Annotated in this window: 20 protein-coding genes; 7 read left to right on the top strand and 13 right to left on the bottom strand. The window is 62.1% G+C overall.

Features of this window, described 5'->3' with window-relative positions; translation table 11 throughout:
* Position 1: 1 nt before the first annotated feature.
* On the bottom strand, positions 2 to 568 hold the full coding sequence (locus tag FJ979_RS21150) for an SIS domain-containing protein (RefSeq protein WP_140583419.1): 567 nt from the start codon (positions 566 to 568) through the stop codon (positions 2 to 4).
* A gap of 187 nt (positions 569 to 755) precedes the next feature.
* On the opposite strand from FJ979_RS21150, the gene FJ979_RS21155 reads away from it, so the two are divergent.
* A complete protein-coding gene (locus FJ979_RS21155; RefSeq protein ID WP_140583422.1) occupies positions 756 to 1,778 on the top strand; it encodes an aldo/keto reductase in 1,023 nt (340 codons plus the stop codon).
* A gap of 90 nt (positions 1,779 to 1,868) precedes the next feature.
* Here FJ979_RS21155 and FJ979_RS21160 read toward each other — a convergent pair whose 3' ends face one another.
* The 4 genes from FJ979_RS21160 to clpP form a co-directional block, all read right to left on the bottom strand.
* The gene (locus tag FJ979_RS21160) at positions 1,869 to 2,141 is read right to left on the bottom strand and encodes an HU family DNA-binding protein (protein ID WP_006201846.1); all 273 of its coding nucleotides are present in this window, start codon (positions 2,139 to 2,141) and stop codon (positions 1,869 to 1,871) included.
* Between the two features lie 196 nt (positions 2,142 to 2,337).
* The gene (gene lon, locus FJ979_RS21165; RefSeq protein WP_140583425.1) at positions 2,338 to 4,749 is read right to left on the bottom strand and encodes an endopeptidase La; all 2,412 of its coding nucleotides are present in this window, start codon (positions 4,747 to 4,749) and stop codon (positions 2,338 to 2,340) included.
* A 272-nt stretch (positions 4,750 to 5,021) separates the two neighbouring features.
* Positions 5,022 to 6,296 carry an ATP-dependent Clp protease ATP-binding subunit ClpX gene (clpX, locus tag FJ979_RS21170; protein WP_140493939.1) on the bottom strand — a complete coding sequence of 425 codons (1,275 nt, stop codon included), beginning with the start codon at positions 6,294 to 6,296 and terminating at the stop codon, positions 5,022 to 5,024.
* Between the two features lie 295 nt (positions 6,297 to 6,591).
* Positions 6,592 to 7,221: an ATP-dependent Clp endopeptidase proteolytic subunit ClpP gene (clpP, locus tag FJ979_RS21175; RefSeq protein ID WP_027028064.1), complete on the bottom strand. Its 630-nt coding sequence runs from the start codon at positions 7,219 to 7,221 to the stop codon at positions 6,592 to 6,594.
* Between the two features lie 335 nt (positions 7,222 to 7,556).
* Between clpP and FJ979_RS21180 the strand changes: the two genes are divergently transcribed.
* Positions 7,557 to 8,147 carry a hypothetical protein gene (locus tag FJ979_RS21180; protein ID WP_140583428.1) on the top strand — a complete coding sequence of 197 codons (591 nt, stop codon included), beginning with the start codon at positions 7,557 to 7,559 and terminating at the stop codon, positions 8,145 to 8,147.
* 2 nt (positions 8,148 to 8,149) lie between these two features.
* Here the strand turns inward: FJ979_RS21180 and FJ979_RS21185 are convergent, their stop codons facing one another.
* On the bottom strand, positions 8,150 to 9,253 hold the full coding sequence (locus FJ979_RS21185) for an FAD-dependent oxidoreductase (protein ID WP_140583431.1): 1,104 nt from the start codon (positions 9,251 to 9,253) through the stop codon (positions 8,150 to 8,152).
* Positions 9,254 to 9,357: 104 nt separating this feature from the next.
* Here FJ979_RS21185 and FJ979_RS21190 point away from each other — a divergent pair, with 104 nt between their 5' ends.
* Positions 9,358 to 10,608 carry a cytochrome P450 gene (locus tag FJ979_RS21190; RefSeq protein WP_140583434.1) on the top strand — a complete coding sequence of 417 codons (1,251 nt, stop codon included), beginning with the start codon at positions 9,358 to 9,360 and terminating at the stop codon, positions 10,606 to 10,608.
* 35 nt (positions 10,609 to 10,643) lie between these two features.
* On the opposite strand, the gene FJ979_RS21195 is transcribed toward FJ979_RS21190, so the two are convergent.
* The 6 genes from FJ979_RS21195 to FJ979_RS21220 all read right to left on the bottom strand — a co-directional run bounded on the left by FJ979_RS21195 (position 10,644) and on the right by FJ979_RS21220 (position 15,072).
* Positions 10,644 to 10,994: a cupin domain-containing protein gene (locus FJ979_RS21195; RefSeq protein ID WP_181165167.1), complete on the bottom strand. Its 351-nt coding sequence runs from the start codon at positions 10,992 to 10,994 to the stop codon at positions 10,644 to 10,646.
* Between the two features lie 83 nt (positions 10,995 to 11,077).
* Positions 11,078 to 12,358 carry an O-acetylhomoserine aminocarboxypropyltransferase gene (locus FJ979_RS21200; RefSeq protein ID WP_140583437.1) on the bottom strand — a complete coding sequence of 427 codons (1,281 nt, stop codon included), beginning with the start codon at positions 12,356 to 12,358 and terminating at the stop codon, positions 11,078 to 11,080.
* A 158-nt stretch (positions 12,359 to 12,516) separates the two neighbouring features.
* Positions 12,517 to 13,038 carry a CoA-binding protein gene (locus FJ979_RS21205; protein WP_140583440.1) on the bottom strand — a complete coding sequence of 174 codons (522 nt, stop codon included), beginning with the start codon at positions 13,036 to 13,038 and terminating at the stop codon, positions 12,517 to 12,519.
* Complete coding sequence (locus tag FJ979_RS21210) at positions 13,035 to 13,817, bottom strand: AAA family ATPase (protein ID WP_140521833.1); 783 nt, start codon at positions 13,815 to 13,817, stop codon at positions 13,035 to 13,037. Before FJ979_RS21210 ends, FJ979_RS21205 begins: the two co-directional genes overlap by 4 nt.
* A complete protein-coding gene (locus FJ979_RS21215) occupies positions 13,817 to 14,239 on the bottom strand; it encodes a VOC family protein (protein ID WP_140521831.1) in 423 nt (140 codons plus the stop codon). The genes FJ979_RS21210 and FJ979_RS21215 overlap by 1 nt, the downstream gene beginning before the upstream one ends.
* A gap of 11 nt (positions 14,240 to 14,250) precedes the next feature.
* Entirely contained in the window at positions 14,251 to 15,072 is an 822-nt protein-coding gene (locus tag FJ979_RS21220; RefSeq protein ID WP_140583443.1) for an enoyl-CoA hydratase, read from the bottom strand.
* A gap of 152 nt (positions 15,073 to 15,224) precedes the next feature.
* Between FJ979_RS21220 and FJ979_RS21225 the strand changes: the two genes are divergently transcribed.
* The 4 genes from FJ979_RS21225 to rpsI all read left to right on the top strand — a co-directional run bounded on the left by FJ979_RS21225 (position 15,225) and on the right by rpsI (position 17,604).
* Positions 15,225 to 15,671 (top strand): PaaI family thioesterase, encoded by a 447-nt coding sequence (locus FJ979_RS21225; protein ID WP_140583446.1) that lies wholly within the window; start codon positions 15,225 to 15,227, stop codon positions 15,669 to 15,671.
* 62 nt (positions 15,672 to 15,733) lie between these two features.
* Positions 15,734 to 16,381, top strand: a complete 648-nt coding sequence (locus tag FJ979_RS21230; protein ID WP_140521827.1) for a LysE family translocator — start codon at positions 15,734 to 15,736, stop codon at positions 16,379 to 16,381.
* 274 nt (positions 16,382 to 16,655) lie between these two features.
* A complete protein-coding gene (rplM, locus tag FJ979_RS21235; protein ID WP_010915638.1) occupies positions 16,656 to 17,120 on the top strand; it encodes a 50S ribosomal protein L13 in 465 nt (154 codons plus the stop codon).
* 1 nt (position 17,121) lies between these two features.
* Positions 17,122 to 17,604, top strand: coding sequence for a 30S ribosomal protein S9 (gene rpsI, locus FJ979_RS21240; protein WP_140493960.1), 483 nt, complete (start codon positions 17,122 to 17,124; stop codon positions 17,602 to 17,604).
* A 61-nt stretch (positions 17,605 to 17,665) separates the two neighbouring features.
* Here rpsI and FJ979_RS21245 read toward each other — a convergent pair whose 3' ends face one another.
* A complete protein-coding gene (locus FJ979_RS21245) occupies positions 17,666 to 19,054 on the bottom strand; it encodes an MFS transporter (protein WP_224684444.1) in 1,389 nt (462 codons plus the stop codon).
* Positions 19,055 to 19,084: the final 30 nt, after the last annotated feature.

Here is a 19,084-nt window from a genome sequence, read left to right on the forward strand (position 1 = left end):
ACTACTCCATATTGGTGTGACGGGCCCGCATCGCCTCCGGCGAGGCCGCGGTCAGACCCCTGAGTTTCAGCACCATGACCTCGAACAGCAGGAACAGCGCGCCTTCGAACACCGATCCCATCGGCAGGACCGATGTTTTTTGCGGACCCTGGTCGTCGGCCATGGTCTGCGCCGGCACGAGCAGCGTGAAGTCGGCCAAGCGCGCTGCACTGCCGCCGGGCTGAGCGGTCAGAAGCAGAACCGTCGCGCCGGCCTGGCGCGCCACCTGCATCAGGGTTAGCACGGTCGCGGTTTCTCCAGGCCCGGAACTGACCAGGAAGACATCGCCCTGCGCCACGGGCGGCGTGGTCATGTCACCGACCACCGACACCGGCAGGCCCAGATGATGGAGCCGCATGGCGAAGCCCTTGACCTGCAAGGCCTCGCGGCCGCAGCCGTAGACGACGATCTGCCGTGCTCCTGCGAGCATCTCGCAGGCGGCATCGATCCGGCCGTCGTCGACGCGCGCCAGCACAGTGCCGAGCTCGTCCAGAGCGGTCCTGAACATCTGCGAGCCCGCATCGCTCATGATGGTGCCGTCCAACGATCCGAGGTCGAAGAAGAGTGGAAATTCCCGGTCACGTCTCTCCCCGAACAGCTTGTTTTTATTGATGCTACCACCGCGAAAATCCGTGTCCAACGCCCCTGCGCGCTTTTGCTGTGCCACGAGCATGATAGTGTCATGTCAGACAAATCAATGAGGCAAACGGCAGGATATGAAGACACGGCATTTCGACCGCATCGGCAATGGCGGCATCAGCTTCACCGAACTCGGCTTCGGCACGGCGCCGCTCGGCAACCTCTACCGCGCCGTCTCCGACGAGGACGCCAATGCGACGCTGGAGGCTGCATGGGCGACCGGCTGCCGCTATTACGACACCGCGCCGCTCTATGGGCTTGGCCTGTCGGAGACGCGGCTCAACCCCTTCCTGCGCGGCAAGAAACGCGACGACTACGTGCTGTCGAGCAAGGTCGGCCGCATCATGCGCGCCTGTCCGCCGCAAGAGCGCACCGGCATCGGCAAGTTCTTCGACACGCCGTCGCGCAAGGAGGTCTACGACTACAGCTATGACGGCGTGATGCGCTCCTTCGAAGCGTCCCTGGAACGGCTCGGCGTCGACCGCATCGACATTCTGTTCGTGCACGACGTCGACATCTTCACCCATGGCAGCAAGGAAGCGTCCGACCAGCGCATAGAGGAGTTTATGCGCTCCGGCTATTACGGACTGCTTGCCTTGCGCGACCAGGGCGTCATCAAGGCCTTCGGCGGCGGCATCAACGAATGGCAGGTTGCCCAGACATTGGCCGAGCGCGGTGATTTCGATCTGTTCCTGCTTGCCGGCCGCTATACGCTGCTCGAGCAGGAGGCGCTGACATCCTTCCTGCCACTCTGCCAGAAGCGCGGCATCGGCATCGTTTTGGGCGGCCCCTACAATTCCGGGATCCTGGCCACGGGGCCGAAGCCGGGTGCCTTCTACAACTACACCGAAGCGCCGCGGGACGTGCTCGACCGGGTGGCGCGCATCGAGGCGGTCTGCCGGCGGCATGACGTGCGCCTGATCGAGGCAGCGTTGCAGTTTCCGTTGCTGCATCCGTCCGTCGTGTCGGTGATCCCCGGTGGCCAGCGGCCAAGCGAGGTCGAAAGCAATCGGTCACTGCTCGATGCGAAACTGCCGGCGGCACTCTGGGCCGACCTGAAGAAGGACGGCCTGATGCGGGCGGACGCGCCGACCGGGTAGCTCGCAATCGCGAACCTATCCCAGTACGAGCGCAAAAGAAAAGCCGGGGCTTGCCCGGCTTTTCTGATATTTGAAATTTAAAAAAGGCGCTTAATTGACGGCGTCCTTGAGACCCTTGCCGGCCGAGAACTTCGGCACGGTGCGCGCCGGGATCTTCACTTCGGCGCCGGTCTGAGGGTTGCGGCCGGTCGAGGCTGCGCGCTTTGACACGGTGAAATTGCCAAAGCCGACAAGCCGGACATCGCCGCCCTTCTTCAGTTCGCCGGTGATGACGGAGAATACCGCATCCACAGCCGACTGCGCGTCACCCTTCGAAATGCTCGCGGCGTCGGCGACAGCGGACACCAGTTCGTTCTTGTTCATAAAAATTCCCTTCCATGAGAACACCGGAACTCTCGACTCATCCGGCAGGAAACGGACTTTAGAAAGAAGCGCTCCCGCAACCAAGTCGAAAAGCCGGGAAAGGATGGAAAAAAGCCCGGAATTCCGGGGTTTTTCACATGAAAAAGCCGGGCGCGAGGCCCGGCTTTCTGTTTTTGCGCTGCAACTTTAGCAAGAACTAATGCGCAAGCGACTTTCCGGCGTCATCCGCAGTGTCCGTCGCGGCAGGAGGATTGACCGGTTCGACCCATTCGATTGGCTCCGGCATACGCACCAGCGCGTGGCGCAATGCCTCGCCGACCCGCGAGACCGGGATGATTTCCATACCGTTCTTCACGTTGTCAGGAATATCCGCCAGATCCTTGGCGTTGTCTTCCGGGATCAGCACCTTCTTGATGCCGCCGCGCAGTGCGGCAAGCAACTTCTCCTTCAGACCGCCGATCGGCAGCACCCTGCCGCGCAGCGTGATCTCGCCGGTCATGGCGACATCGGCCCTGACCGGAATGCCGGTCAGCACGGAGACGATCGCGGTCGCCATCGCCACACCGGCCGACGGCCCGTCCTTGGGCGTGGCACCCTCCGGCACGTGGACGTGGATGTCGCGCTTGTCGAACAGCGGCGGCTCGATGCCGAAATCGAGAGCGCGCGAGCGGACATAGGAGGCCGCCGCCGAAATCGATTCCTTCATCACGTCGCGCAGATTGCCGGTCACCGTCATGCGGCCCTTGCCGGGCATCATGACGCCTTCAACCGTCAGCAGCTCGCCGCCGACTTCCGTCCAGGCAAGTCCGGTGATGACGCCGACCTGGTCGTCTGCCTCGACCTGACCGAAGCGGAAGCGCGGAACACCGAGATAATCGGCGAGATTGTCCCCCGTGATGTTCACAGTCTTCTTCTTCGTCTTCAGGATCTCGGTCACCGCCTTGCGTCCGAGCTTCATCAGCTCGCGCTCCAGGCTCCTGACGCCCGCTTCACGGGTGTAGGTCTGGATGATGGCGCGGATCGCGTCCTCACTGACGGAGAACTCCTTCGGCTGCAGCGCGTGATCGCGCACCACCTTCGGCAGCAAATGCCGCTTGGCGATCTCGATCTTCTCGTCCTCGGTGTAGCCGGCGATACGGATGATTTCCATGCGGTCCATCAAGGGCGCAGGGATGTTCAGCGTGTTCGCCGTCGTCACGAACATCACACTCGACAGGTCGTACTCGACCTCCAGATAGTGGTCCATGAACGTCGAGTTCTGCTCGGGGTCGAGCACCTCCAGCAAAGCCGACGACGGATCGCCGCGGAAATCCTGGCCCATCTTGTCGATCTCGTCGAGCAGGAAGAGCGGATTGGATTTCTTCGCCTTCTTCATCGACTGGATGACCTTGCCGGGCATCGAGCCGATATAGGTGCGCCGGTGGCCGCGGATCTCGGCCTCGTCACGCACGCCGCCCAGCGCCATGCGGATGAACTCGCGGCCGGTCGCCTTGGCGATCGACTTGCCGAGCGAGGTCTTGCCGACGCCGGGAGGGCCGACGAGGCACAGGATGGGCCCCTTGAGCTTCTTCTGGCGGCTTTGCACGGCGAGATACTCGACGATACGGTCCTTGACCTTGTCGAGACCGAAATGGTCGGTGTCGAGCACGTTCTGCGCGAACGCCAGGTCCTGCTTGACCTTGGAGTTCTTGCCCCACGGAATCGACAGGATCCAGTCGAGATAATTACGCACCACGGTGGATTCCGCCGACATAGGCGACATCGTCCTCAGCTTCTTCAATTCGGCTTCCGCCTTTTCGCGAGCCTCCTTGGAGAGCTTGGTCTTCTTGATGCGGGCCTCGATCTCGGCGGCCTCGTCGCGGCCATCCTCGCCTTCGCCGAGCTCCTTCTGGATCGCCTTCATCTGCTCGTTGAGGTAGTATTCGCGCTGCGTCTTCTCCATCTGGCGCTTGACGCGCGAGCGGATGCGCTTCTCCACCTGCAGGACGGAGATTTCGGCCTCCATGAAGCCCATCGCCTTTTCCAGCCGCTCCTTGACCGAGAGCGTGGCCAGCATCTCCTGCTTTTCGGGGATCTTGATGGCGAGGTGCGAAGCGACCGTGTCGGCGAGCTTGGAATAGTCGTCGATCTGGCTGGCGGCACCAACCACCTCGGGCGAGATCTTCTTGTTGAGCTTGACGTAGTTCTCGAAGTCGGTGACGACCGAACGAGCCAGCGCCTCGACCTCAACCTCTTCCTCTTCCGGCTCGACCAGCGCGGTGGCGCGGGCCTCATGGAAGTCGGGACGGTCGGTGAAGGCGGTGATTTTCGCGCGCGAGGCGCCTTCGACCAGCACCTTGACGGTGCCGTCGGGCAGCTTCAGCAATTGCAGCACGTTGGCGAGCGTGCCGATATCAAAGATGGCATCGGGCTCCGGATCGTCATCGGCGGCATTCATCTGGGTGGCGAGCAGGATCTGCTTTTCCTGACCCATCACCTCTTCCAGCGCCTTGATCGACTTTTCACGCCCGACAAAGAGCGGAACGATCATGTGCGGGAACACCACGATGTCGCGCAGTGGAAGGACTGCGAAGACGCCGTCGCTGGGAGCCTTGGTTATTTTGGCCATTGTCCAACCTTTCATGTCGCGGCCGCCAATCGGCCAACCGCGAATCTTATATTAACGACCGGGGATCGTTCCGCCTACCACCGTTGTGACGGGAGTTTTACAGCACAGAAATCGGGCACCTCGGCCTTCTCGTGTTAGGTGGATGCAGGAGGGCCAAAGATCAAGAGTTAACATCGCCGGCGTTCCATTCCCTCGCGAAGGTCGCATGCCTCTCATGGCAAAACGGCGCCCCGAGGGCGCCGTTCCACAAAAATATGGGTTCAAGTGGCATGTCAGGCGCTGACATTGCCCTTCTTTTCCTTCTGTTCGGAATAGATGTAGAGCGGCCGGGCACTGCCGGTCACCACTTCTTCCGAAATCACCACTTCGCGCACGCCTTCGAGCGCCGGCAGTTCGAACATGGTGTCGAGCAGGATCGCTTCCATGATGGAGCGCAGGCCACGCGCGCCGGTCTTGCGCTCGATGGCGCGCTTGGCGATCGCAGACAATGCGTTCTCGTGGAAGGTCAGGTCGACATTCTCCATCTCGAACAGCCGCTGGTATTGCTTGACCAGTGCGTTCTTCGGTTCGGTCAGGATCTGGATCAGCGCCGGCTCGTCGAGGTCTTCCAGCGTCGCCAGGACCGGCAGACGGCCGACAAACTCGGGAATGAGGCCGAACTTCAAGAGATCCTCTGGCTCCACAAGGCGGAAGACATCGCCGGTGCGGCGATCCTCGGGCGATGCCACGGTGGCGCCGAAGCCGATCGAGGTCTTGCGGCCACGATCCGATATGATTTTGTCCAACCCGGCGAAGGCGCCGCCGCAGATAAACAGGATGTTGGCGGTGTCGACCTGCAGGAACTCCTGTTGTGGATGTTTCCTGCCGCCCTGTGGCGGTACCGAGGCGACAGTGCCTTCCATGATCTTCAACAGCGCCTGCTGCACGCCCTCGCCCGACACGTCGCGGGTGATGGAGGGGTTATCGGACTTGCGCGAGATCTTGTCGATCTCGTCGATGTAGACGATGCCGCGCTGGGCGCGTTCGACATTGTAGTCGGCCGACTGCAACAGCTTCAGGATGATGTTCTCGACGTCCTCGCCGACATAGCCGGCCTCGGTCAGCGTCGTGGCATCGGCCATGGTGAAGGGCACGTCGATGATGCGGGCGAGCGTCTGCGCCAGCAGCGTCTTGCCGCAACCGGTCGGGCCGATCAACAGGATGTTGGACTTGGCCAGTTCGACATCGTTGTTCTTGCCGGCATGGGCGAGGCGCTTGTAGTGATTGTGGACGGCCACCGAGAGCACGCGCTTGGCGTAGGGCTGGCCGATAACGTAGTCGTCGAGAACCTTGAGGATCTCCTGCGGGGTCGGCACACCCTCGCGCGACTTCACCATCGAGGTCTTGTTCTCCTCGCGGATGATGTCCATGCACAGCTCGACGCATTCGTCGCAGATGAAGACCGTCGGGCCGGCGATCAGCTTGCGCACCTCATGCTGGCTTTTGCCGCAAAACGAGCAATAAAGCGTGTTCTTGGAATCGCCGCTGTTGTTGCCGACTTTGCTCATTTTCATGTCCTTTCATGGCCGCCCGCCGATGGTCTGGCTGAAAGGGCGCATACTCTATTTATCGCGGGAATCCGCCGCCGCCAGTATCCCGGCTCCCGCAACGTATTCCGTACGAAACACAAATCAGAAAACGTGGCAATGATTCGCAGCAACCCCACACAAAGCTAAGCCGTCGAAAATCAACATAGCCTTAACGTAGGCAATCCCGATCGTCGAGGGAACAGCCAATTGTGGCCGAAATGCCGCAAGACGCGCCAAAAGCGCGTGATGCCGCCATCCAACTGCCAATATGCCGTTATGCCAGCGCCCCTTCGGCCGCTTCGCGCGACGAAATGACCTTGTCGATCAGGCCGAAGTCCTTGGCCTCGTCCGCGGTCATGAAATGGTCACGGTCGAGCGTCTTTTCAATCTCGTCGTAGCTCTTGCCGGTGTGCTTGACGTACACCTCGTTGAGGCGGCGCTTCAGTTTAATGATGTCCTGGGCATGACGCTCGATGTCGGACGCCTGGCCCTGGAAGCCGCCGGACGGCTGGTGAACCATGATGCGGGCGTTGGGCGTGGCGAAGCGCATGTCCTTGTGGCCGGCGGTCAGGAGCAGCGAGCCCATGGAGGCCGCCTGGCCGATGCACAGCGTCGACACGGCCGGCTTGATGAATTGCATGGTGTCGTAGATGGCCATGCCCGAGGTGACGACGCCACCGGGCGAATTGATGTAGAGGTTGATTTCCTTCTTCGGATTCTCGGCTTCCAGGAACAGAAGCTGCGCGCAGACCAGCGTCGCCATGCCGTCCTCGACCGGACCGGTGATGAAAATGATGCGCTCTTTGAGGAGGCGCGAGAAAATGTCGTAGGCCCGCTCGCCGCGATTGGTCTGTTCGACCACCATCGGAACGAGGTTCATGTAGGTTTCGACGGGGTTCTTCATTCGTTATCTCTTGTCTCGCGGTGGGATTCCGGCGCCGGACATGCTGGCAACTCGGGCAGAATCGGTTCTGGATCGTTATTGTGTAAATAGGATGCCGGCTCATCCTTGTGCAAGGCCGACCCCTCCTAGCCATCTGGGTAAGTCGAATCAAGCTTTCCAGGCGAGATTCGCAACGGCGGGCGCTTCCGCCGGCTCGCGACGGCACCTGCGGCCTGACAGGTAGCAGTTTCTTAACCGCGTCACTTAACGAATGCGCCGAACCCGCTTTTCTCGCGGACCGCTTCCCCTACAATTCAACGTTGAACTTGTGTCCGCGGTTCAACAGGGGGAACGTCATGTCCAGGAAAACCGCATGCTTCGCCATGGCCGGGCTGACCATGCTCGGCTCGATTTCGCAGACGGCGGCCGGCGGCCGCGCCGTCGAATGCTATGAGCCGGTCCAAACGCCTGATGTCTATGACACGGTCTACGAGGACGTGATGATCAGTCCGCCCAGCCAGCAGGTCGACTATGAAGCGCCGATCTACGGCACGCGCGAGCGGGTGGTGATGACGGTTCCGGCACAGGTGACCTATGAGGTGGTGCCCGCAATCACCCGTACGGTCTACCACACAGTCAAGATCGATGATGGCGGCTATTCCTGGGAATGGCGCGTCATCCACGGCCGCAAGGTGCTGTGCAAGGTCCGGCACAAGGCGCGCTATGAACGCGTCGCCGAAACGGTGGTGATCCGGCCGGAGCGCACAAGGCGCGTCGTCATTCCGGCGCAATATGACAGGATCGCCGAGGAGGTGCTGGTGCGACCGGAGCAAAGGCGCGTCATCGACATTCCCGGCGCCTACCAGACCGTCGCGCGGCGCGTGCTGGTGCGCGAAGGCTCATCCGGCTGGCGGCGCGTGCATATTCCCAGGCATTGCCAGGACTGAATTCAGGCGATTTCGGCTCGCAACCAACGTTTCAGGCCGGCAATATCGCCATCATCGACAGCCGCCGCCACACGCCGGCCGACCGCCGCCCCGAATTTATAGCCATGGCCCGAGCAGGCCGAGACGATCAGGCACTTGCCCGTCTCATGCGCCAGGAATTTCTCATCGTCCGTGAATGTGTAGGCGCAGGTGACCACTTCGGTCACCTCATACTCCTCGATGCGGGCGATCGGCGGTGAAAACAGGTTGCGGATCGCCTCGCCCTCGCCCGGCACCGGCTGCCGGTTCCAGTCGGCGTCGCTGGTCGGCACCCTGTGCAGGCCTGAACCGAATTTCATGCCGGCACCTCGGGTCAGCGGAATCATGTAGCCGTCGGTCTTGCCACCTACATCGAGGACCACGGGCGCAACTTCCCAGACGGCCTTGAGGTCCGCCGGCGGTTCGACATAGGCGAGCGCGGTTCGGTACGTCTTCAGTTCGCCGCCGAGTTCGGGGAACAGTTTCAGCACCCAGGCGCCCGCAGCGACGACGATGCGGTCGGCCTGCATCGTCTCGCCGGACGCGAGCACGATATGCCCTGCCTCGGAGTCGACCGCCGTCACCTTGCTGTTCTCGTAGACGTTGGCGCCGTTGGCGCGCAGCCACTTGGCCAGGCCGGACGCGATCTTGCGGCAATGCAGCGCGCCGCCTTCCGGCGAAAAGTAGGCGTAGCGGAACGAGCCCGGCTCCAGGAAAGGCCAGCGTTCGACCGCGGCATCAGGTTCCAGCAGGTCGAACGGATAGTTTCCCTCCTCCAGCCCTTCCCGGTATTCCTCGGCTTCGTCGCCCGGCTCGCGCGAGACGCAGAGAAAGCCCCTGGAATCGAGATGGTTCTCGCCGAGGTCGGCCCACATCTCGTCCCAGGCTTCATAGGCCTCGCCGATCAGCCGGCCGTAGCCGGTCCCGGCCCGGTAGGCACGGCGAATGATGCGGTGATGGTCGCCGGATGCCGCCAACGGATTGGGGATCGGCCCCTGCTCGACGATGGAAACGCTATGGCCGGCCTTGACCAGCGACCATGCGGTGGAGAGACCGGCGATGCCCGCGCCGACAACGATCACATTCATCAAATCAGACTTTCCGCAGCCGTTGCGGCTGGCTCAACGCATTGGATTGCGGGCGCCAACATACGGTCTGGAACCAGGCTGGCAAGCCGCGCTATTGGTCTGGCATGACCAAATCGACGCCATCCTACCTAGCCTTTGATCCAGCGACCCGTCGCCTGAGGCTTGACCCGCACGAGTGGGCTTTCTTCCAGGATCCGTACGAGGCCTACACGTTCCTGCACGATGCATCGAACGTCTTTTTCTGGGAAGAATTCGGATTCTGGTGCTTTGGCGGCTTCGACGACGTCAACAAGCTGTTGCGCGACCGCCGCTTCGGCCGCCAGAACCCGGCGGGCATTCCCGACAGTCGTGGCATCGGCCGGGATAGAACACATCTCAAGGCATTCGACGGCATCGAAGCCAATTCCATGCTGGAACTGGAGCCGCCGGTACACACGCGGCTTCGAACACTGGTCAACCGCGCCTTCGTGTCGCGCCAGGTCGAGCGGCTGCGGCCGCGCGTGGAGGCACTCGCCAACGAACTGATCGATCGTTTCGAGCCGGGCAAGCAAGTCGACCTGCTGCCCGCCTTCGCTTCTCCCCTGCCCATCACCATCATTGCCGAGATGCTCGGCGTGCCGGTCGAAATGGGACCGCAACTGCTCGACTGGTCACATCGAATGGTCGCCATGTACGTGCATGGCCGCACTCGCGAGATCGAGGAGACGGCCAATCGCGCGACTCAGGATTTCGCCGATTTCCTGCGCGGCACCATCGCCGAACGGCGCAAAAATCCCGGCGACGACCTGCTGTCGCTGCTGATCTCGGCGCAGGAGGGCGGCCAAAAATTGTCGGAAGACGAAATGGTGTCCTCGGCGATCCTGCTGCTCAATGCCGGCCACGAAGCGACCGTGCACCAGACCGGCAATGCGGTGCGCTCGATCTTGGCGCAAGGCGGCGACCCGCGCCGTTTCTTCACCTCAGCCGAGGCAACGGCGGCCGCTGTCGAGGAATGCCTGCGTTTCGACGCGCCGCTGCACATGTTCACCCGCTACGCCTACCAGGAGATCGAAATCGCTCCCGGGATCGTCGTGCAGCCCGGCCAGACGATCGGCCTGCTGCTTGGCATGGCCAACCATGACCCTCATGCCTTTGCCGAGCCGCGGGCCTTCCGGCCGGATCGTGCCGACCAGAAGAACGTGTCGTTCGGCGCCGGCATCCATTTCTGCATCGGCGCGCCCCTGGCCAGGCTCGAATTGCAGGTGTCGCTGAAAACATTGTTCGAGCGGCACCCAAAGCTTCGTCTTGCCGAAAGCCCAAGCTTCCGCGACACGTATCACTTCCACGGGCTGGAAGCGCTCACCGTCGGCTTCTGAAGGAGCGCAGGCCTGAGCTGTGAGCTGCGCGCAGCTCACAGCCTGATCACATACTCCTTGCGGGTGGTTTCAAGCACTTCCCAGCTTCCCTTAAAGCCAGGCCGCAGCACGAAGCTGTCGCCGGCCCTGACGGTGCGCGCTTCGCCACCCTCCTCTTCGATCACCGAAACGCCGGAAAGGATGTGACAGAATTCCCATTCGTCGTAGACGATGCGCCACTTGCCCGGAGTCGATTCCCAGATACCGGCATAAAGACCGCCTTCGCGCTCCTCGACGTTCCAGGTGCGGAATTTCGGATCGCCCGAGATCAGGCGATCGGGCGCCGGCGCGCCTTCTTCGGCGTCGACAGAATCCGTCGATATCGTCAGGTAATGCTCGGACAGGATTTGCCTCCATGAAGAACCGGCCTCGGGCCGGCTCGCCTTACCCCGGCGTTTTGCGCCGACCCTCCCACGAGGGGGAGGATAGATCAAACTTTGGCGAGTGCCTGTTCGAGATCGGCGACGATATCGGTGACGTCCTCGATGCCGATGGACAGCCGCACCGTGTCCGGTCCCGCACCCGCCTTGACCTTCTGCTCGTCGGACAGCTGGCGGTGCGTGGTCGACGCCGGATGGATGACCAACGACTTGGTGTCGCCGACATTGGCCAAGTGCGAGAACAACTCCAACGCTTCGACGAATTTGACGCCGGCCTCGTAACCGCCCTTGAGGCCGAAGGTGAAGACCGCGCCGGCGCCTTGCGGCGAGTATTTCTTTTGCAGGGCGTTGTTCTTGTCGCTGGGAAGGCCGGGATAGTTGACCCAGGCCACCTTGGGATGGTTGGACAGCCAGCCCGCGACGGCGATCGCATTGTCGCAATGGCGCTGCATGCGCAGCGGCAAGGTTTCGAGGCCTGTCAGAATGAGAAAGGCGTTGAACGGCGAAATCGCCGGGCCAAGATCGCGCAGGCCAAGCACGCGCGCGGCGATGGCGAAGGCAAAATTGCCGAAGGTTTCGTGCAGCACCAGGCCGCCATATTCGGGGCGCGGTTCCGACAGCATCGGGTACTTCCCTGATTTCGACCAGTCGAACGTGCCGCCATCGACGATGGCGCCGCCGATCGAGTTGCCGTGACCGCCAATGAACTTGGTCAGCGAATGGACGACAATGTCGGCGCCGTGCTCGATCGGCCGGATCAGGTAGGGCGAGGCCAGGGTGTTGTCGACGATCAGCGGCAGGCCATGCTTACGCGCGATGTCGCCGATCTTCTCGATGTCGACGAAGGTGCCGCCGGGATTGGCCAGGCTCTCGATGAAGATCGCCTTGGTCTTGTCATCGATCTGGCTCTCGAAGGTTGACGGATCGTTCGCTTCGGCCCAGCGCACCTCCCAGCCAAAGTTCTTGAAAGCATGGCCGAACTGGTTGATCGAACCGCCATAGAGCTTGTTGGCGGCAACGAAATTGTCGCCCGGCTGCAACAGATTGTGGAACACGATTACCTGGGCGGCGTGGCCGGACGCCACCGCAAGGGCGGCCGTGCCGCCCTCGAGCGCCGCTATGCGTTCTTCGAGCACCGCCTGCGTCGGGTTCATGATGCGGGTGTAGATGTTGCCGAAGGCCTTCAGCCCGAACAGCGAGGCGGCATGATCGGCGTCGTCGAAAACAAAGGAGGTCGTCTGGTAGATCGGCGTGGCGCGTGCGCCGGTGGCCGGATCGGGCTTGGCACCGGCATGGACGGCGAGCGTGTTGAAACCGGGCGTGCGGGTCACTGAAACCTCCCTCGAAAAAAACTTCTGAAATTCGCCGGCCATTCTTGGCCAAGCTCGACCACGAATGCAAAGAAGAAAATACCCTTCGGCGTGTCATCTTCGACCAGGCAGCAGGAAAATACGGCTCCTGCCGGAATAATTTTGCGCCTTCCCCTTGTCTATTTTTGCCGCACGCCGAAACTCTGGAATCCCGACCGCATCAGCGGCTTCTTCGACGACAGCACACCGGAATTTACCCCGGTCCAGCCGATCTCGCCGGACAGCTTGCCATATTCGATCTTGGGGCAGCGGTTCATCACCACCTTGACGCCGGCGGCTTCGGCGCGTGCGGCGGCTTCGTCGTGGCGCACGCCGAGTTGCATCCAGATCACTTTCGGCAGGGGATCGAGCTTCAGCACCAGGTCGACAACGCCGGCCACCGCCGCCGAGGCGCGAAAGATGTCGACCATGTCGATGGGCTGGGCAATCTCGGCAAGGCTGCCATAGACCGTACGGCCGAGTATCTCCTTGCCAGCATGGCCCGGATTGATGGGGAACACCTCAAACCCCTTGGCCAGCAGGTATTTCAACACGAAATAGCTTGGACGAACGTCGTTGGCGGACGCGCCGACCATGGCGATGGTCTTCACCGAATTGAGGATGCCGGCGATGTAGGCGTTGTCATAGCTATCGTGATTCATGGCTCGTCCTCATACAACGCCTCGGCGAGAAAGCCATCAGGATCACTGCTGAAATCGCGCATCATGCGGAAGTGGTCCGTATCACGAAAATCGGTCGAATCTAGCCCGAACCGGCTGATGCGGAACAGCCGCGCGCCTGGACAGGCCATCAGCAGCGGCGAATGCGTCGCCATGATCACTTGCGCAGTGCCCGACCGATCCATGCGCCGCAGCATCTTGAGAAGTTCGATCTGGCGCGATGGAGACAGCGCACTTTCGGGCTCGTCGAGGATGTAGATGCCTTGCCTGCGGCAACGTTCCTCGAAGAAGCGGATGAACCCTTCGCCATGCGACCAGGACAGAAAGTCGGGCGGAGGTGGCTTGAACGGATCTTCCAGGGCCACCTGGTCAAGATAGCGAGCCACCGAGTAGAAGGATTCGGCGCGAAAGAACCAGCCGGCGGTGACTTTTGGCAACCAATGGCCACGGAAGGTATCTGCCAGCGCGGCACCACTCCTGTCGATGGCGCCGGAATGGTCGACAGGCCGGTAGCCCTTGCCGCCTCCGGCTTCGTCGTAACCGGCGAGCGCGCCGATCGCCTCGAGCAATGTCGATTTGCCGGTGCCGTTCTCACCGACGATGATGGTAATTGGTGTGGTGAATTCGAGTTCGAAGGCGTGACCGCGAAACAGCGGCAGGTTCCACGGGTATTTTTCCCAATCGGTCACCCGCTCGGAATCGAGCAGAATGCGCTTGAGATAGGGCGCCTTGAGCCGCGTCAGCTGCCTGCGGTGAGCCATCAATCGGGCAGCGAGATCGTACCGTCTTCCGCGATCGGAAAGGCCGGGTTGTGCGCCACTTCCCAGACATGTCCGTCGGCATCGGCGAAATAGCCGTACCAGCCGCCCCAGAAGGCACGGCCTGCCGGCTTGACGATGCGGCCGCCGGCCTCTTCAGCCATCGCAAGCACCGCGTCGACTTCGGCATCGGAGCGGGTGTTGTAGGCGAGATAGACGGCGGAAGGCGCCTTGGCGAAGGTGATGCCGGAATCCTCCTCGGCGCTGACGCGCGGGAACAGGCCGAGTATAACACCACCCATCTGGAAGAAGGCGACGCCATCGGTGATGCCGGCATGACGCTTCAGGCCCATCGTCTCGTAGAAGCGCACCGCACGATCGAGATCGTCGGTGGCGATGGTGATGATGGAGATGCGCGGCTCCATGACTTTCGTCCCTATTCGTCGATCCATTCCGGCTTGCGTTTGCCGATGAAGGCGCCGATGCCCTCCTGGGCGTCACGCGCCAGCATGTTCTCGACCATGACCCGGCCGGTATAGGCATAGGCATCCGCCAGCCCCATCTCGGCCTGCGCATAAAACGCTTCCTTGCCGGTCTTCAGCACCGAAGATGATTTTGAAGCAATGGTTTGGGCGTATTTGTTGACAATCTGATTCAGGTACTCGCGCGGCACGACGCGGTTGACCAGGCCGAACTCCTTGGCGGTCGCGGCATCGATGGTTTCGCCAGTCAGGAGCATTTCCATGGCGTGCTTGCGCGAGACGTTGCGAGACAACGCCACCATCGGCGTCGAGCAGAACAGGCCGATATTGACGCCCGGCGTGCAGAAGGTCGCCTCATGCGAGGCGATGGCGAGGTCGCAACTGGCGACAAGCTGCAGGCCGGCGGCGGTGGCAAGGCCATCCACTTCGGCGATCACCGGCTTGGGGTGGCGCACGATCGCCTGCATCAGCGTAGCGCAGGCGGCAAACGTCTCTTCGAAGAAGGCCTTGCCGCGATCGGCGTCGGCGCGGCGCGCTGTCATCTCCTTCAGATCGTGGCCGGCGCAGAATACCTTTCCGGCCGCCGACAGCACTATGACGCGAACGGCCTTGTCGGCCCTGGCACGGTCCAGTTCCTCCGTCAGCGCCGCCATCACCGCCAGGGAAAGCGCGTTCGCGGGGGGATTGGCAAGCGTCAGGCGCAGCACGCCCTCGTCGCGGCTAGCCGCAACCGGCCCTTCAACTGCGACAGGCTTGATGGCAAGGATTTCGGCCATGGCTAAGGTCTCCGCGATTCCATTCCGCTGGCAGCGTATCTAATATCGGCTGGGGTTTCATCAACACCGTATCGCTTGCGCCAGTAGGATGAAGGTGTTGCCAGAAACGCGCCGCTTCGCCCATACAGGCTTGGCGCAGAATGAGGACCGAAATGCCCGCCCAGACCAAGCTCGAGCCGGTGCTGACAGCAGCCCAGGTCAATGCGCTGATGGAGACCGTGTTTCCGCAGCTTAACGAAAAGGGCCCGGCCTTTGAGGCAACCGACGTGTTTCCCGGCGGCTGCACCGTGCGGCTTAATGCCGGCGAACGGCATTTGCGTCCCGGCGGTACGGTGTCCGGCCCCGCCTTGTTCACGCTGGCCGACATTGGCGGCTATGTCTGCGTGCTCAGCCATGCCGGGCCGGATGCGCTCTCGGTCACCACCAATCTGAACATCAATTTCGTCCGCAAGGCCGAAGCGGGACCGATCGATGGCCATTGCCGCATCCTGAAGCTCGGAAAGAACCTGATGGTCTTCGACATCGACATCGTCGCCGGCCCGGAGGGGCAGACAGTGGCGCACGCCACCGGAACCTATTCGATCCCGCCGAAACGCTGACACGGAGAAGGCCGATCCGGCATCCTGGCCGGAACTCCCGATCGACACGTCCGTTTTGCGGCATGCCCGATCTGGCCACATACCTTGCCTTTCTCGGCGCCGTGCTTGCCTACCAGCTTTCCGGCGTCGGGCCCGATATGATGCTTGTGATCAGTCGCGGCGTCGGACAGGGCTGGCGCCACGCGCTGGCGGCCGCGACAGGCTGCGTATCGGCCGGCGTCGTACAAATTCCATTACTTGCGATGGGACTTGCCACGCTGATCACATCCTCGCCGCCTCTTTACAGCTTTCTCCAAATCGTCGGCGCCATCTATCTGATCGCCATCGGGGTCAAATTCCTGTTGGCGCGCCGGCAGGATGAAAGTCGTACCTCTGCCTTTGCCAACACCGGTGGCACTGCTGCCGCTTTCCGGCAGGGCATGATCTGCAATCTCACCAATCCGACGACGCTTGCCTTCATGTTAGCGATGCTGCCGCAATTCGTTCACCCTTGGGCCGGTCCAGCGGCGTTGCAGTTCGTCATTCTCGGCACGACTATGAAGATGATGGGAATGGTTGTCCTCGGCGCCATCGCGCTGACCTCCGGCGCGGTCGGCGGCTGGCTGTCGCGCCGAAGCAGCTTCGTCGTGTGGCAGGGAAGGCTAGCCGGAGCCATTATGGTCGCCGTCGGCATCAGACTCCTGCTTGCAGTGACGAGTGGCCGGCGGTGAGCGAAATACCAGCCGTTTTGGCGGTAGGCCGTGTTGTAAAATAATACCACATAGCTTAGCCCTTGAAATTTAACGGTTTTTCGTTTTCGTTGACTCCCAATGATGCTTGACGAGGGCTACCCTTCTCCCCTATAAGCCCTCACGAAGCAGCGGCCCGCAAAGGCCGCCGTTTTGTTATTGGCGGCGGGCAAGCGCTTTTCGCCAATCCAAGCAACAAGAAACGCCTTCCTTATCGTTTGTGGATTGGGGAAGGTCCGAACCGAAAGCAGAAAACATGACAACCTTTTCGCAGAAGCCTGCGGATGTGGTGAAAAAGTGGATCCTGATCGACGCCGAAGGTCTCGTCGTCGGCCGTCTCGCCACCGTTATCGCCAATCATCTTCGCGGCAAGCACAAGCCGACCTTCACCCCGCATGTCGACGACGGCGACAATGTCATCGTCATCAATGCCGACAAGGTGGTGTTCACCGGCAAGAAGTTCACCGACAAGGTCTATTATTGGCACACTGGGCACCCCGGCGGCATCAAGGAGCGCACCGCGCGCCAACTGCTCGAAGGCCGTTTCCCCGAGCGTGTCGTCGAGAAAGCCGTTGAGCGCATGGTTCCGCGTGGCCCGCTCGGCCGTCGCCAGATGAAGAACCTGCGCGTCTATGCAGGCGCCGAGCATCCGCATGTCGCCCAGCAGCCAGAAGTCCTCGACGTGGCCAAGCTGAATTCCAAGAACAAGAAGGTCGCATAAGATGGCTGAGCTTTCCTCGCTCGCAGAACTGGGCGCCGCCACCGGCAACACCAATACGCAGGCCGCGGCACCCGTCCATGTCCAGAAGCTCGACAAGTCGGGCCGCGCGTATGCCACCGGCAAGCGCAAGAACGCCATCGCGCGTGTTTGGGTGAAGCCAGGTTCGGGCAAGATCGTCGTCAACGACAAGGAATTCGCGACCTATTTCGCGCGTCCGGTCCTGCAGATGATCCTCAACCAGCCGATCATCGCCGCCAACCGCTCGGGCCAGTACGACATCGTCGCCACGGTCATCGGCGGCGGCCTTTCGGGCCAGGCCGGCGCTGTGCGTCACGGCATCTCCAAGGCGCTGACCTATTACGAGCCGGCGCTGCGTGCCGTGCTCAAAAAGGGCGGCTTCCTGACCCGCGACAGCCGCGTCGTCGAGCGCAAGAAGTACGGCAAGGCGAAGGCCCGTCGTTCGTTCCAGTTCTCGAAGCGCTAAGCGCATCGCAGCTTCACAACCGAAAGGCCGCCTCCGGGCGGCCTTTTTGCGTTGCGCATCACTATTGAGCGGAATGGTCGGCGTCGCGGATGAACAGGAACGCGCAAAGTGCCGAGCCGGCCACCGCGAGCGCCGAGGCCAGGAATGCCAGTTGCATGCCCTCGATCGTGCCCAGCGCCAAGGCGGATCCGAACAGCGCCACCCCGATCGCGCCACCCGACTGGCGCACGGTGTTGAGCACGCCCGATGCCGTTCCCGACATCTCCGCCGGCATGGAAGACAACAGCGCGGTGGTCATGGCCGGTACGGCAAGACCAATGCCGACCGGCAGGAACAGCAGGCGCCACAGCAGCGACAGGTAGGACGTATCGGCCTGGATCAGCGCCATCAGTCCGAAACCGGCTGCCCCGACGAACAGGCCAATCGCCATGGGCGATCGTGGGCCATGATTTGCGGCAATGCGCCCGGCGGCAATGTTCGACAGGGTGACTGCCGCCATGAACGGCAGGAAGGCCAGCCCTGTCATTTCGGGAGAAAAATGCCTTTCCTGCTGGAAATACAGGCTGAGCATGAAGATCGTGCCATAGAGCGTCAGGTTGACGGCCAGTCCCACGAGGCTCGTCACAGCCGGCACGCGGCTGGCAAAGAGACCGAGCGGAAACATCGGCGCCCTCGTCCGGCTCTCGACCAGCAGGAACAGGCTTGCGGCCACCGCCGCCAATACCAGTCCGCCGATGACCGGCATCGAGGTCCAGCCCGATGAACCGGTTTCGATAAAGGCGCCGGTCAGCGAAAACAGCGCCAGCACGACAAGTCCCTGCCCCACCCAGTCGATCGGCGGCCGCTCGGCCTTGAGCGGCGTTTCCTGCAGAAACCGATAAGCCATCCAGATGGCGAGAGCGCCAATGGGCAGGTTGACCAGAAAGATGCTGGCCCAGCCAAGCGACGCGACCATGAAGCCGCCGAGCACCGGCCCTGCCGACAGCGCGATGCCGCCCGCCGCCGTCCACAGCCCAACGGCGCGTGCCCGGCGCGCCTTGTCGGATGCGTAGGCGCGATTGAGGAGTGCCAGCGAACACGGCATCAGCAAGGCGGCACCCGCGCCTTGTGCAGCGCGCGCCGCAATCAGCAACCAGGCACTCTGAGCCAGGCCGCAAGCCAGCGAAGCAATGCTGAACAGCGCCATGCCGCCAACGAAAACGCGGCGAGCGCCGACCCTGTCGCCGAGGGCGCCGCCGGCGAGCAGCAGCGAGGCGAAGGCAAGCGTGTAGGCGTCGACGACCCATTGCAGGCCGCCGACCCCCATCGACAGCCCAGTACCGATCCTGTTCAGCGCGACGTTGACGATGGAGACATCGAGCTGCACGACCACGAAGCCGAGGCTGGTCGCAGCAACGGTGGCGGCATAGGCGGCAGGGCGCTTGATAACGATGGTATCGGGCATGCCCATGGATAACGGGTTTCCCCTGACACCGTTGCG

This window comes from Mesorhizobium sp. B1-1-6, from assembly GCF_006443035.1.
Lineage (GTDB): Bacteria > Pseudomonadota > Alphaproteobacteria > Rhizobiales > Rhizobiaceae > Mesorhizobium.